Genomic DNA, 13,313 nt, shown 5'->3' with positions numbered 1-13,313 from the left:
TCAAGTCTCCCGATGCCGGGCCAGTGCCCGGGACTGCAGCAGAAGATCGCGCAAGGCATGCAGTTGCGTCTCGAACCGCGCATCGAGTCCGCCTTCGGGCGATTGGAGGATGCAACCGCCCAGCGCGACGTCGGAACTGGCAATCCACTGCACGTCGTCGCCCCCCGGCAGAGCTGACGTCGTCGCAGCCGGTGCCCGCTGCAGCGCGGCCAGATCGTCGGGATGGAGATGGACCGCAATCAGACGCCGGTTGCGCAGGTTGCTCGCGGCATGAGCCAATTGCGCCCGCACCAACTCGGGCCGCATCGCGGCCTCGCCAAACACGCGGCAGACGGTTTCGAAGCACAGCGCCAGCATGTCGTCTTCCGCGGCAGACAGCCGTGCGTCGATCTGCGGTGACAGCCCGGCAATCAGGCTGTCCAGTGCCTGCACGCGTGCTTCCACGGCAGCCTGGCCCTGCTGCCGAAGCTCCTGGGTCAAACGCTCGGCGCGCTCGTCCAGCTCGCGCGCCACCTTCTGTTCGGCCTGGGCTGCCGCCTGCCGCGCTTCCTGCGCCGCGCGTTCACGCCCCTCGGCCAGTCCCCGGGCCAGACCTTCCTCATGGCCTTTGCGACGCGCATCTTCCTCGATCTGCACGATGGCGGTTTGCATCTGCGGTTCGGCCACCACCCCGTCGGGCGCCGAAGGCGCACCTGCGGGCCCGGGCTCGGTCCTGTGCGCTTGAACCGGAACGAGGCTCGGCCCCTGCGACCGCACCTGCAGAGCACCGGCATTCCGATCCCTTGGACGAGCCAACGCGACGTGTCCCTGCATGACCACGTCGCGCAGCACGATCGGGCCGCCTTGCGCATCCGCATCCAGCCGTGGATCGGCGCTCCCGTATGGCAGCTTGCCTGTCACTGCCGCGTGCTCCGTTGGGACCGGGCGCCCCCGAAAATGCGTCCGACCGAATGCTTCAACCTTTGCCACGGCGCGGTGGAAACACCACCGGCCGGCGCAAGCCCCTGCAGGCGCACCGCCATGGTCGAAATCAATGCGGCACGCATGCCAGGCGGCGTCTTCGGTCCGGCCGTCGACGCCGCCAGGATTGCCTCGACCCTGCGTCGCTGGGCCGGTTCCAGCGCAGCAAGGAGTTCCTCGCGCCAGGGCCAGTCGGCGAGCCGAAGCCACTCGGCGACCAGGCCTGCAGGCTCAGTACGCATGCACTGGATGAGCACCTGCAGCCGGGCTGCATCGAGCGCGTGGAGCCACGCCTCGTCCGACATGGGCACCAGTTGCCGCGCATCGACGTCGGACTCGGGCAGGGAGGCGTCGCCGATCGAATCGGCAGACTCCGCGGTGGCACCGGCGATCAGCGCGGCATCGCGCTCGATGCCCAGGGCTGCGAGCTCTGCAAGAAGCCTCTGCAGGTCTTCCCGCTGCTCTGGCGGCAAGGCGTCGAGCATCCAGGCGCGATCCACTGGCGCCATGGCGTGCAGCAACAGTGCCGCATGGCGGGCGCCGCCGGATTCGGGCGTAGCGCCCGCGGGATTCGGGGCCTGCACAGGACCGGATGCCGGAAACATCAGGTGCTTCTCCTCGTTGCCGCTGCAGTGGCGGGCATTCCGGCACCAGGCCCGGAGGTCGGGCCGCCTGCGGCGGGTGCCGGCGCTGTATCGCGCATCCAGTCGCGTACCCGCCGCAACGCGGCGGCTCGCTCGGCTTCCGAGAGCGGTGCGCCACCGCCCGTGCCTCGCGGCGACATGCCGCGCCGACCGGCGCGCAGGAGCAGCAAGGCAAGCAGCGCCAGCAGCACGCCGGCCACCAGCCATTGCCAGAGGGATGGGCCTTCCTTGTAGAACGAACCCGCCGCAGCCGGACTTGCAGCACTCCCGCCCAGTGCAGTGGGATCGCCCGCCGAGGCCGCAGTGGCCACGACAGTCTCGTTACCGGGAAGGGCGCCGTTTGCCAGCGACTGAACCACCACGGTGTCGCCACGCTCGATGGAAGCGCCGACGGCCGCGGCGATCACCCTGCGCAGTTGGTCTTCCTGCGCGGCATCGAGTGCCTTGCGCACCACGGCCACGACCTGGACGCGCCGTATGGAGCCGGGCTGGCTGACCACCTGCTCGACGCGGCGGCCCACTGCGTATTCGACATCGCGCTGGGCGCTGCCGCCGCGGGAGCTGCCGGTATCGGCCACCTTGGTATCCAGCGTGGCGCCGGTGTCACGAAGCACCTCACGCTCGCGCACTACTACGCCCGTGGCCTGAAGGCCGGAGCGCGACGCGGCGGGCAGCACGTCTTCCGTCGTGGTGCGAATCTGGTCCATGTTCAACGTGACGTCGACACTGGCCAGTGCCTGCCCCGCGCCGAAGCTGCGATCGAGCACCGCCGCGACCTTGCGCGAGAGATAGGCTTCGGTGTCCCGCTTGAGATCCAGCCGGGCACTGTTCATGTCGAGTTCGCCGTTGCCGCTTTCCTGCCGCGTGAGCGCCACGCCGTGGCTGTCGACGATCGTGACATCCTGCGTCACCATGCCCGGAACCGCCGCGGCCACCAGCCGCTGCACGCCGATCACCTGCTCCGGTCGCAAGGCCTGGCCCTGCCGCATGGTGAGCGTGATCGATGCCTTCGCCTTCGACGTCGCCTGCTTGAAAAGCCCCTGCTCAGGCAGCGCCAGCAGGACACGCACCTCGCGAACCTCCGACAGCGACTGGATCGTGCGGGTGAGCTCGCCCTGCAGCGCGCGCTGGTAGTTGATCTTCTGCGCGAACTCCGTCATGCCGAAGTCGGTGTTGTTGAAGAGCTCAAGGCCCACCGCGCCTTGCAGCGGCAATTCCTTGCCCATGAGCTTGATGCGCGTGGCGTGCACCGTGGCCTTGTCCACCAGGATCGAGGTGCCGCTGTCGCCCAGGTGGTACGGAATCTTGAGCCGCTCCAGTTCAGTCGTCATCGCCTGGGCATCCTGCGGCTTCAGGTCTGCGAAGAGCACCTGGTATTCAGTGCGCAGCAGCCACCATCCCATGGCGGCCGTCGCCAGCAGGATCACCGCCGCACCACCGATCAGGCCGATGCGCGCGCGCTGCGTCAGTCCTTGCCAGAAATTCATATCGGCATCTTCATGATGTCTTGGTAAGCCTCGAGCAGGCGGCTACGCACCTGCATCATCAACTGGAAGGACAGACGGCTTTCCTCGAGGTTGATCATGATCTGGTGCAGGTTCTGCGCGTCGCCGACCGCAAGCTTCTGCAGATCGACCTGGCTGCCGATCAACTGGTTGTTGACCTGGGACAGACCTTCGGAGACCAGCTGGCCGAACGAGCCCGTTGCCGGTGCGGACACGGCAGCAGCCGCCCCGGACGGCTCGGGCTGGAGCGTCTGCGGCTGGCTGGCCACCAGCATCGCCCGCGCCTGCGGCGACAGCGAAGACAGGGCTTCGACGGGAATGAAGGCTGTCATGCGCCGCTCCCGATGTCGAGCGCTCGCAGCGCAAGTGCGCGCGTGGTGTTCATGGCAGAGACGTTCGCCTCATAGGCGCGGGTCGCGCTCATCATGCTGACCATCTCCGTGGCCGCATCGACGCCTGCATACGCGACGAAGCCGCGCTCATTGGCCAGCGGATGACCCGGCTCGTACACGAGCCGCGGCGCGGCGTTGGTGGGCACGATGTGGACCGTCGGCGCGGTCATCGGCACCACATCCGCGCTCTCCAGCCCCTGACTGATCAGGGCACCGAATGCACCGGCGTCGCCACCCGCCAGGGCACCTCCAGGCATGCGGGCTTCGGCCAGCACCCGCAATGGCTGGTAGCTGGTGCCGCCCACACCCTGAACGGTATTGGCATTGGCCAGGTTGAGTGCTGCGACATCGACGCGCGTGCGCTCGATGTTCATGCCGATCGCGCTGATGGCAAAGGATTGGGTGTAGTCCATGGTTACTTTCTGCCGTCGCCCGCTGCCATCGAAAGAATCGCGAAGTGCCGCGAGAGACCTTTGACGAGCGCCTGGTAGTGCACGGCGTTGCGCGCCATCTCGGCCGCTTCGACGTCCAGCTGCACCTGGGCCGGAACGCCAGTGGCATCCACCGCGGGCTCGACGCGCGGGCGCACCTGATTCAACGCAAAGGCATCGAGCCGCCCCGACTGCTCGATGCTGCGCCGGGCGTCGGCCAACTGGGCCTCGAAGCTCACGCGCTGAGGCACATAGCCGATCGCGTTGGCGTTTGCGATATTGGTCGATATCGCCTGCTGGCGCAGGCTGGCCGCGTCGAGCGCCAGGGCCAGCGCTGATCGGGTCACGGCCTCTATTCCGTCTGTCATGTCTGTCTCCGAGGCATTGCTGTGGGAATGAAACTGTCGGGAATGAACGGTCACTGCACGACGAGTTCGCCGTGCAGGGCGCCCGCCGCCTTCACGGCGCGCAGGATGGAGATCACATCGCGCGTGCTGGTCTTGAGTCGGGCGAGCGACTGCACCAGATCGGAGACGGTGTTGCTGCCCGTCACGAAGCCGGTGCCATTGGGCTCGTCGACGTCAACGCGCGTATTGGTCACGATGGCCGTACGGATGTCCGAGCCGCCGTTCCAGATGTTCATCGGCTGAGAAGCTGTGTTCTGGCTGGAGATCGCGATCTTGATGTCGCCGTGAGAGATCGCCACCTTCGATATGCGCACATCGCCACCCGACACCACGGTACCCGTGCGTTCGTTGATGACCACTTTGGCACGTCGGTCGGGCTCGACGGTCACGTTCTCGATACGCGTGAAGAGGCTGACCAGTTCATCTCGCTGCGCGGGCGGCACGGCGATCTCGATCCCCGAAGCATCGCGCGCCTTCGCGAGGCTGCCTCCGAGCTGGCTGTTGATGGCATTGGCAACGCGGTTGGCGGTCGTGTAATCGGGCTCCGACAGAACAAAGGTCACGCTCTGCCGTTCGTCGAGCATGGACGCATTGAGGCCCACTTCCACCGTGGCGCCATTGGGAATCGAACCGGCGGTCGGATGGTTCTTCTGCACCACGTTGCCGTTGGCGTCATACCGATAGCCACCGACGGCCAGGCCGCCCTGGGCCAGCGCATAGACGCGGCCATTGGCGCCCTTCAGCGGCGTGATCAACAGCGTGCCGCCGACCAGACTGCGCGCATCGCCCGCGGAACTGACCGTGACATCGAGCGTATCGCCCTCGCGCGCGAAGGTCGGCAACGCGGCGCTGACCATCACCACGGCGACGTTGCGGCTTTGCACGGCTTCGGGCGCGATCGTCAGGTTGAACTGGGACAGCACGTTGGCCAGCGACTGGCGCGTCGTGCGATTGGAGGGCGAGTCGCCGGTGCCGGCGAGACCCGTCACGATGCCGGTGCCGAACAGCGCGTTGTCGCGCCAGCCCTTGAGCTTGCCGAGATCCTTGACGCGCACGGCCTCGGCGGCCCGAGCGGTCGGCGCCGCGGCGCACAGCGCGACCACCATCGCCATCGTCGCGCAACCGACAAGCCGGCCCATGAAGGGAACAATCGTTTGACGCATCACAGCCCCAGCCAATCGAAAACACGCCGCCAGACGCTGCGGCGCGTGCGGTCGGACACATCGCCTTCGCCCACATAGGTGATGCGGGCGTCGGCCAGGCGAGTCGAGAGAACCACGTTGCCGTCGGAGATGTCCTGTGGGCGCACACGCCCTTCGAGGTTGACCTTCTGCAATTCCTCGTTGACCGTCAGCAACTGCTCGCCGGCGACGCGCAGCTCGCCGTTGGCCAGCACCTCCAGCACCGTCACGGTCAGCGTCGCCAGCAGCTTGTTGGCGCGCTGGGTGCGCCCGCCGCCGTCGAACTCGCCGGTGACGCCGATACCCAGCTGCCCCACCACCCGGTTGCCGGTCTGGGTGACCGAGCCGCTGATGTCGTTGGCGCGCCGCGTGCCGGTGTTGGCGCTCGTCGTCGCCGAGGAGTTCTCGAAGACCTGGATCGTGAGCGAATCGCCCACCCGGAAGGCCTTGTTGTCCGCGGTGAGAGGGCGAAAGCTTCCCTCCTGGTAGAGGCTTTCCGCAGCAGCCGACTGCGCGAACGACAGGGCCGCGGCCAACACCAGCGACAACAGCAGACCGCCCCGGACAGGCTGCAGGCGAGTGCTCATGGCTGCACCTCGACCTGACCGGGGCCTGTCACGCGCGCAAGCACTTCACCGCTGGAACCCGGCACCTTGACGCGCACGACCTGCCCTTCGCGCCCGTCCTGCAGCACTTCGACACGGCTCTCGACGGACACGTCGCCACTGCGCGCCAGCAGATGTGCCCAGTTGCCCCGCACGACGGCGGGGACGGCTTCCAGGTGCGAGGTCGTCAGTGCCTCGCCCGGTTTCAGCGGCCGACGCAGGCGTTGGCGACCCGCTTCAAGTTCCGATTTGGCGTCGCCCGCCACCAGGAGCGGCGTGCCGTGCGGAATCTTCGTGAGATCGACATCGCGGTTGGTGGTCGCACCTCGAAGCATGACGCTGTCGACGGCCGCCCCACTGCCCAGGCCCGTCGTCGCAACGGTCGCTGGCGCCCAGGCGTCCACCTCGAAAGTCACGGCCGTCGTGCGCACGAAACGGTTGTCGACCCAGGCATCGACCCAGACCAGCATGCGCTTGGATGGCACGGCCTGGCTGGAAAGCGGCCGCACCCGCAGCACCGGTGTACCCGTCGGCAGCATCAGGTCGCGCGCCGTGGACACGGGTTGCACGTCGGCCCTCACGCTGCGTTGGGACAACCAGCCAAGAAGCGCCGAACGCGCCGCATCGACCACCACATCGCCGGACAGCTCCTGCGCCGCAGTCTCGATGGTTGTCTCGCTCGATCCACTCCACCGGATCGCAGAGGTCGAAGCCGCGTCGCGCTCCGCCGAGCGCATTCCGCTGCGCGCCTCGACCCATTGCACGACGGTGTCGCGATCCAGAACCGCAGGAGAACCGGGCCGAGGTGCCGTGCCGATGGGCAGTGCCATGAGCCTGCGCAGGGTAGGCAGGTCGCGCGAAGTCAGAAAGGCGATGTCGCCCAGACGAACGCTGGCCTGCTCGACCTTGACCCAAGGGCGCAGCTCGATCGCGACCGAGCCATCGCCTGCGGACGGAGCAGCGAAAGCGCCGGCCGAAACGCCGGACATGCACAGGGCCAGCAGCGCGGCCCCGGCGTTGCTATTTGCGCAGGCCATTGATCATTCCCAGCATCTCGTCCGATGCCTGCATGACCTTCACGTTGGCTTCATACACGCGCTGAGCCACCATCAGGTTGACCATCTCCTCGGTCAGTTTGACGTTCGAGCCTTCGAGGAAGCCCTGGGCCAGGCTACCCATGCCGTCTTCGGTCGGCTTGCCGGAGATCGCTTCGCCCGAACCCGGGCTCGCTCGGTAGAGGTTGTCACCTTGGGGCAGCAGGCCCGACGGGCTCGTGAACCGCACCAGGTCGAGTTGACCCACTTCGACCGGCGTAGCCTGCCCTGCCACCTGGATTCGCACGCGTCCCTCGCTGTCGATCTGCATGTTCTTGGCGTTGTCCGGAATCGCGAGGTTGGGCTTGAGCGCATAGCCACCCGAAGTGGCCAGCAGCCCCTCGCTATTGACCTTGAAAGTTCCGCCGCGCGTGTAGGCGCTCGAACCATCAGGCATCGACACCTCGAGAAAGCCCTCTCCCTGGATCGCGATGTCGAAGGCCGACTCGGTCTTCTTGAGGTCGCCCATATCGAACAGCTTCGATACCGACACGATACCCACACCCGCACCGAGCCTGCTCTCGCCGCCCAGAATGCCGGCCTGCTCCTGCGAAGGCATCAGGCGCGCCGCCTCGCGCACCATGAGGTCTGTGAAGCCGACCTTGCTTTTCTTGAACCCAGTGGTGTTCACATTGGCCAGGTTGTTGGCGATGGTGTCGACATTGAGCTGCTGCGCCTGCATGCCGGTGGCGCTGATGTAAAGGGCGTCGAACATGGTGGGGTTTCTCGGTGAAGGATGAGGAATTTGCGGGGAGGCCCGGATCAGGAAAGCTCGCCGAGCTTGCGGACCGCGCCGCCAATCATTTCGTCGTAGCCCAGAGCCACGCGCTGCATCGATTCGAAATGGCGCATCGACTGGATCAGCTGCGCCATCTCCCGCATCGAACTCACGTTGGAGTTCTCGAGGAAGCCTTGCTTCAGTTGCACATCGGCGTCCGGCAGCTGCGTGGGCACCTGGTCCGTGCTCACCATGCTGTCGCCCATGCGCCGAAGGTCCTGGGTGCTTTCGAACTGCACGACCTTGAGCTGGGCCACGGGTGTCGCCTCCGCGCCGCCACCGGGTTTCGACTCGAACACCTGGCCCGAGGCATCGATCACCGGATTGGGGCGTGTCAGCACGATCTCGCCGCCGCGCCCCATCACCGGATGACCCTGCGCCGTGACGAGTCGGCCACGAGGGTCGAGCTGCCAGCTGCCCTGCCGGGTGTAGGCCAAGCCGGCTTCGGTGGAGATCTCGAAGAAGCCTGGCACCGCCAGTGCGACGTCCAGGCTCTGGCCCGTGGATTTGAACGTGCCCGGCCGCATGTCGGTCTGTACCAGCAACGCCCCGGCCGCGGCGAGCCGCCCCGCGATGCCCGGCGACGCGTCGGCCTGCAAGCCTGCCTGCGCACCGTCGATGCCGCGCATCGCGTCGGCAAAGCTGCCCGCGCCCATCGGCAGCGAAGTGGCGACTTCCCGCTTGTAGCCGGGCGTCGTGGCATTGGCCATGTTCATGCTGATGCGCTCCAGGCGCGCCATGTCCTGCTGCATGCTGTTCAGGCTGATGGCCAGTACGTCGCTCATGGATGTGCCTCCCCGGATTTCATAGTTGGACGACGCTGAACGACTTCAGCTCGATGGTGTTCGGCACCTCGGCCATGGAGAGCACACGCAGGTGCGGCATCACGCGCTCCGACAGCGCCCGCACGTGGCGGCGCAACTCGGGCGCACACAGCAGCACGGGCAGCATGTTGCTCTTCATCATGCGTTCGGCCTGCTGCACCAGGCGCTTCATCAGCTCCTCGGACAGCCGGGGGTCGAGCACGAAGGGCTGCGCTCCGCCGGCTTCCGTCGCCACGTGGACGCTTTGCAGGAACTGGCTTTCGATCGCGGGGTCGAGCGTCATGACCTGCAGCGATGTCGCCTCGCCGAGCAGGCCCTGGCAGATTGCATGGCCTAGCCGCTGGCGAACGACCTCGGTGAGATGGCTCGCATCGCGGTTCGTGCGCCCCGCATCGGAAAGCGTCTCGAGAATCGCCTCGATGTGGCGGACCGAGACCTTCTCGCGCAGCAGGTTCTGCAGCACCTTCTGGACGTCGCTCGACGACAGGACGGTCGGAATGAGTTCCTCGACCAGCCCCGGCTGGCTCTGCCGAACGCGCGCGAGCAGACGGTCCACCTCGGCGCGCGTGAGCAACGTGGCGGACTCGCGCCTGAGCATTTCTGTGAGATGCGTCATGAAGACCGTGGGCGCATCGACCAGCGTGTACTTCGCGCGGCCCGCCGCTTCGCGCTGGCTCTCGTCGATCCAGAGCGCCGGAAGGCCATAGGTCGGGTCGCGCGTGGGCTCGCCGGGAATGGACTTGATGTCTCCTGCGGGATGAATGGCCAGCAGCTTGTCCGCGCGCGCCTCGCCCTTGCCGACCAGGACACCGTCGAGATGGATCTCGTAGCGATCGGCCGACAGCCGAGCCGAATCCTTGAAGCGCACGCGCGGCAGCACCAGACCGAATTCCTGCGCGTGTTGCTTGCGGAAGGTGGCGATGCGTTCCATGAGGATGCTGCCGGGCTGGTTGACCACCGGCACCCATTTACTTCCGATGTGGACCTCGATGGGCTCCACCTGCAGCAGTGCATAGGGATCGTCGCCGGAGGCACCTGATGGCCCCGAGGCACCATCGACCGACGGCACGTCACTCTGGGCCGAGCCAGCGGCCAGTTGCGCTCCACCAGGCTCCAGGGCCTTGTTCTTCGCGGCGCGGTACAGCATGGTCGCAGCGAACAGGAAACAGGCCGTCAGCGCGAGGGTCGGCAACGCGGGAATGCCTGGCAGCAGCAGCAGCCCGCCCAGTGCCATCGCCACCAGCAGAAGCGTTTTCGGGAATGAACTCACCTGGCGCAAGGCTTCGCGGCTCAGGTTGGCGTCGGAAGACGAGCGCGTCACGATGATGCCCGTGCCCACAGCGATCACGAGCGCGGGCACCTGGGTCACGATGCCGTCACCGATGGTCAGCAGCGTGTAGGTCTGCAGCGCCTGGCCCCAAGGCAAGCCATGCTGCATCACCCCGATCACCAGCCCGCCGATGATGTTGATGAGCAGGATGATGATGCCCGCGATCGCGTCGCCCTTGACGAACTTGCTGGCGCCATCCATCGCGCCGTAGAAGCCGGCCTCCTTCTCGATGTTCTTGCGTCGGCGCTGGGCCTCGGCCTGATCGATGAAGCCCATGTTGAGATCGGCGTCGATGCTCATCTGCTGGCCCGGCATGCTGTCGAGCGTGAAGCGCGCAGCGACCTCCGACACGCGCTGCGCACCACTGGTCACCACCACGTACTGGACGACGATCAGGATCAGGAACACGATCAGCCCGATGACGTAGTTGCCGCCAACCACGAAGGCACCGATGGCACCGATGACCCGGCCGGCGTCGCCGTCGGAAAGGATCAGCCGCGTGGCCGCCACATTGAGCGACAGCCGGAACAAGGTGGCGATCAGCAGCAGCGAGGGGAACGTCGAAAACTCCACCGGCCTGGCCATGTAGAAAGTCAGCAGCAGCACCAGAAACGCGAAGCTGAAATTGCTCAGAATCAGAAAGTCGAGCAACCCGCTGGGAATGGGCGCAAAAAGCACCACGAGCACGCCGAGCACCAGCAGCACGAGCGCGATGTCGCTGTTCTTGCCCAGGATGCGACTCAGCGCGTTCATGCCTGAACTCCCGATGCCGCACGGCCCTGGCGCTGCTCGCGCATCGCAAAGACCCAGACGATGATGCGTGCAACCTGCGCATACAACTCGGGCGGCACGGAGTGATCGACGGGCAACTCCTTGTAGATGCGCCGCGCCAAAGCGGGGTTCTGCACCACAGGAATGCGATGACGGGCGGCGATCTCGCGCATGGCCGCTGCCATGTGTCCCGCCCCCTTGGCCAGCAGCAGCGGAGAAGTCATCCGGCCATGCTCGTACTTCAGTGCAACGGCCAGATGGGTCGGGTTGGTGATCACGACGTCCGCATTGCGCGTCTGGCGCAATGCCAGGCTTCGCTTGAGCGTCTCCCGGCGCAGCTCGCGCAGGCGGGCGCGAATGCGCGGATCACCTTCGCGGTGCTTGGCTTCGTCCTTGAGTTCGCGCTGGCTCATGCGCATCTTCTTGCTGAACTCGCGCCGCGTGTACATCAGATCGAGCAGCGCGATGAGTCCAAGCACCAGCGCCATCTTGAGCCCCACGCTGGACAGGTCGTCCAGCAGGATGTGAAGGTAGCCATTGGCCGACAGCGAAGCCAGCACATAGAACTGGCCTGAGAGCGCCTTGAGTGCCAGGACAGCCACCAGCGTCAGCAGCGAGAGTTTGATGACCGCACGCGCCGCGTCGAACAGCACGCGCATCGAGAACAGCTTCTTGAGGCCGTTGACCGGATTGATCCGATCGAAATCCATCTTGACCGGCTCAAAGGAAAGTATCGGACCGGTCTGCATCATGTTGCCGATGATGGCCGCCAGCATGACGGTCGCAAAGAACGGAGCCGCGAGCATCAGCGCCGCGCGCAGTGCGCGCTCGATCAGCGGCCACAGGCCCGCGCCAGAAGCGTCCATGCGGCCCGCGTGGATCAACAGCGCCTGGTCGAAGCGAAACTGCCCCGCCACCGCTTCGAAGCCGCGCCAGGTGAGATAGACCACCGCTACCGCAAACACGATGGCCGACACGACATCCGTGCTCTTCGCCACCTGGCCACGCTCGCGCGCGCGCTTGAGCTTGTAAGGCGTGGCCGCCTCGTTGCGATCGAGGTCCTGCTCAGCCATCAGCGCACCGGCCCTTGCGGCAATGGCGCCGCGACGAAAATACCATCCCACGTCGTGGCGATGCTTGCGTAGACCCGCGTCATGACGCCGCCGATGCCGGCAAACCAGAGCGACAGCGCGACCAGGCCCACCAGAATCTTCACCGGGATGCCCATCGTGAACATGTTCATCTGCGGCAGGTTGCGCCCGACGACGCCGAGCGCGAATTCCACGAGCAGGATGCAGAACACGACGGGCGCTGCAAGCGCGAAGCCCAGACTGAACAACCCCGATGCCTGCTTCAGTATCGGCGCTGCCGCATGCGCGATCGACCAGGGCGCGCCCACAGGGAACCGTTCGATGCTGTAGCTGATGCCGCGCAGCAGCGCGTGGTGGCCGTTGACCAGGAAGAACATCAGCACGGCGAAGTAGCCGAAGGCAGAGGTGAGGATCGGGACGGGACGCTGCGTTACGGGATCAAAGACTTGCGCAATGCCAAAGCCGAGTTGGACGTCGAGCAACTGTCCCGCCACGGCGAAGGCGCCGAAAGCCAGGAGGATTCCCAAGCCCAGCGTCGCACCGAGTGCGAGTTCCGACAAGGCTGCAGAGAGAAGCGCACCCCAACCCATCCAGGGGCCGGCAGACACAGGCAGCGCAGAGGCGAGCGCAACGGACAGACAAAGCACGAGCAGCACCCGCACTGAGGCCGGCAGCGGCACCGCATACAGCACGGGGGTCATCGCAAAGGTGGCGGCGACGCGCAAGGCCAACAGCCCGACAAGAAGCAGCCAGGACGCATCAATGCCACCGGCCGCGGCTCCGAGCAGCGTCGACGCGGCTGCAGGCGACTGCGAGGGATTCACTGGATGTTCCCGACGATCAGAACATCGAAGGAATGCTGCTCCAGAGCTGGACCGTGAATTGCGTGAGCTTGCCCAGCATCCACGGGCCCGCCACGATCAAGACGGCCCCCGCCGTGAAGAGCTTGGGCACGAAGGTCAGTGACATTTCCTGGACCTGCGTCACCACCTGGAGCACGCTGATCACGATGCCGACCAGCATGGTCAGGCCCAGCAGCGGAAGGCACAGGAGCAGGCCTGTCCAGAACAGGTCCGCCATCATTTTCAAAGCCAGATCGGCGTGCAATTCAGTTCCCCCTCGATCACTCTTTTTAGAAGCCTTCAGGTGGAGAGATTCGGCCAGCGAGCGATACACCTCTATCACTCGGTTACACGAATCCGGGACAACTCGCCTCAAATACTTGAACGAATCAACCTCCACAGGCCGGGGCATAGGCACAAAAGCGTAGTCCCCCTCCTACATTCAGAATACACGATCC

At 66.0% G+C, this 13,313-nt stretch carries 15 protein-coding genes; all 15 read right to left on the bottom strand.

Translation table 11 applies throughout. The features are described 5' to 3' along the window. Genes AC07O3_RS29510 through AC07O3_RS29440 form a run of 15 tightly spaced genes read right to left on the bottom strand, consistent with a single transcriptional unit; the run spans position 1 to position 13,189 of the window. Positions 1 to 900 (bottom strand): FliH/SctL family protein, encoded by a 900-nt coding sequence (locus AC07O3_RS29510; protein ID WP_495340989.1) that lies wholly within the window; start codon positions 898 to 900, stop codon positions 1 to 3. Then, positions 897 to 1,565 (bottom strand): magnesium and cobalt transport protein CorA, encoded by a 669-nt coding sequence (locus tag AC07O3_RS29505; RefSeq protein ID WP_495340988.1) that lies wholly within the window; start codon positions 1,563 to 1,565, stop codon positions 897 to 899. The genes AC07O3_RS29510 and AC07O3_RS29505 overlap by 4 nt, the downstream gene beginning before the upstream one ends. After that, positions 1,565 to 3,091 (bottom strand): flagellar basal-body MS-ring/collar protein FliF, encoded by a 1,527-nt coding sequence (fliF, locus tag AC07O3_RS29500; RefSeq protein WP_495340987.1) that lies wholly within the window; start codon positions 3,089 to 3,091, stop codon positions 1,565 to 1,567. Before fliF ends, AC07O3_RS29505 begins: the two co-directional genes overlap by 1 nt. Then, the gene (gene fliE / locus AC07O3_RS29495; RefSeq protein WP_495340986.1) at positions 3,088 to 3,441 is read right to left on the bottom strand and encodes a flagellar hook-basal body complex protein FliE; all 354 of its coding nucleotides are present in this window, start codon (positions 3,439 to 3,441) and stop codon (positions 3,088 to 3,090) included. The genes fliF and fliE overlap by 4 nt, the downstream gene beginning before the upstream one ends. Continuing rightward, positions 3,438 to 3,914 (bottom strand): flagellar basal body rod protein FlgC, encoded by a 477-nt coding sequence (flgC, locus tag AC07O3_RS29490; RefSeq protein ID WP_495340985.1) that lies wholly within the window; start codon positions 3,912 to 3,914, stop codon positions 3,438 to 3,440. The genes fliE and flgC overlap by 4 nt, the downstream gene beginning before the upstream one ends. 2 nt (positions 3,915 to 3,916) lie before the next feature. Beyond that, positions 3,917 to 4,300: a flagellar basal body rod protein FlgB gene (locus tag AC07O3_RS29485; RefSeq protein ID WP_440534011.1), complete on the bottom strand. Its 384-nt coding sequence runs from the start codon at positions 4,298 to 4,300 to the stop codon at positions 3,917 to 3,919. A 50-nt stretch (positions 4,301 to 4,350) separates the two neighbouring features. After that, complete coding sequence (locus AC07O3_RS29480) at positions 4,351 to 5,478, bottom strand: flagellar basal body P-ring protein FlgI (RefSeq protein ID WP_440534010.1); 1,128 nt, start codon at positions 5,476 to 5,478, stop codon at positions 4,351 to 4,353. A 23-nt stretch (positions 5,479 to 5,501) separates the two neighbouring features. Continuing rightward, the gene (locus AC07O3_RS29475) at positions 5,502 to 6,107 is read right to left on the bottom strand and encodes a flagellar basal body L-ring protein FlgH (RefSeq protein WP_440534009.1); all 606 of its coding nucleotides are present in this window, start codon (positions 6,105 to 6,107) and stop codon (positions 5,502 to 5,504) included. Next, on the bottom strand, positions 6,104 to 7,162 hold the full coding sequence (gene flgA, locus AC07O3_RS29470; protein WP_495340984.1) for a flagellar basal body P-ring formation chaperone FlgA: 1,059 nt from the start codon (positions 7,160 to 7,162) through the stop codon (positions 6,104 to 6,106). The genes AC07O3_RS29475 and flgA overlap by 4 nt, the downstream gene beginning before the upstream one ends. After that, positions 7,146 to 7,934 carry a flagellar basal-body rod protein FlgG gene (gene flgG, locus AC07O3_RS29465; RefSeq protein WP_440534007.1) on the bottom strand — a complete coding sequence of 263 codons (789 nt, stop codon included), beginning with the start codon at positions 7,932 to 7,934 and terminating at the stop codon, positions 7,146 to 7,148. Before flgG ends, flgA begins: the two co-directional genes overlap by 17 nt. Positions 7,935 to 7,981: 47 nt before the next feature. Further along, positions 7,982 to 8,782: a flagellar hook-basal body protein gene (locus AC07O3_RS29460; protein ID WP_495340983.1), complete on the bottom strand. Its 801-nt coding sequence runs from the start codon at positions 8,780 to 8,782 to the stop codon at positions 7,982 to 7,984. Between the two features lie 19 nt (positions 8,783 to 8,801). After that, positions 8,802 to 10,904, bottom strand: coding sequence for a flagellar biosynthesis protein FlhA (flhA, locus tag AC07O3_RS29455; RefSeq protein ID WP_440534005.1), 2,103 nt, complete (start codon positions 10,902 to 10,904; stop codon positions 8,802 to 8,804). Beyond that, positions 10,901 to 11,995, bottom strand: coding sequence for an EscU/YscU/HrcU family type III secretion system export apparatus switch protein (locus AC07O3_RS29450; protein ID WP_495340982.1), 1,095 nt, complete (start codon positions 11,993 to 11,995; stop codon positions 10,901 to 10,903). Before AC07O3_RS29450 ends, flhA begins: the two co-directional genes overlap by 4 nt. Then, the gene (locus AC07O3_RS29445; protein ID WP_495340981.1) at positions 11,995 to 12,837 is read right to left on the bottom strand and encodes a flagellar biosynthetic protein FliR; all 843 of its coding nucleotides are present in this window, start codon (positions 12,835 to 12,837) and stop codon (positions 11,995 to 11,997) included. Before AC07O3_RS29445 ends, AC07O3_RS29450 begins: the two co-directional genes overlap by 1 nt. A gap of 16 nt (positions 12,838 to 12,853) precedes the next feature. Continuing rightward, positions 12,854 to 13,189 carry a flagellar biosynthetic protein FliQ gene (locus tag AC07O3_RS29440; protein WP_440534002.1) on the bottom strand — a complete coding sequence of 112 codons (336 nt, stop codon included), beginning with the start codon at positions 13,187 to 13,189 and terminating at the stop codon, positions 12,854 to 12,856. Positions 13,190 to 13,313 lie beyond the last annotated feature (124 nt).

This window comes from Variovorax sp. GW821-FHT09D05 (assembly GCF_059416325.1).
Note: the sequence above shows the minus strand (reverse complement) of the source record. Positions and strands in the feature narration are given on the sequence as shown.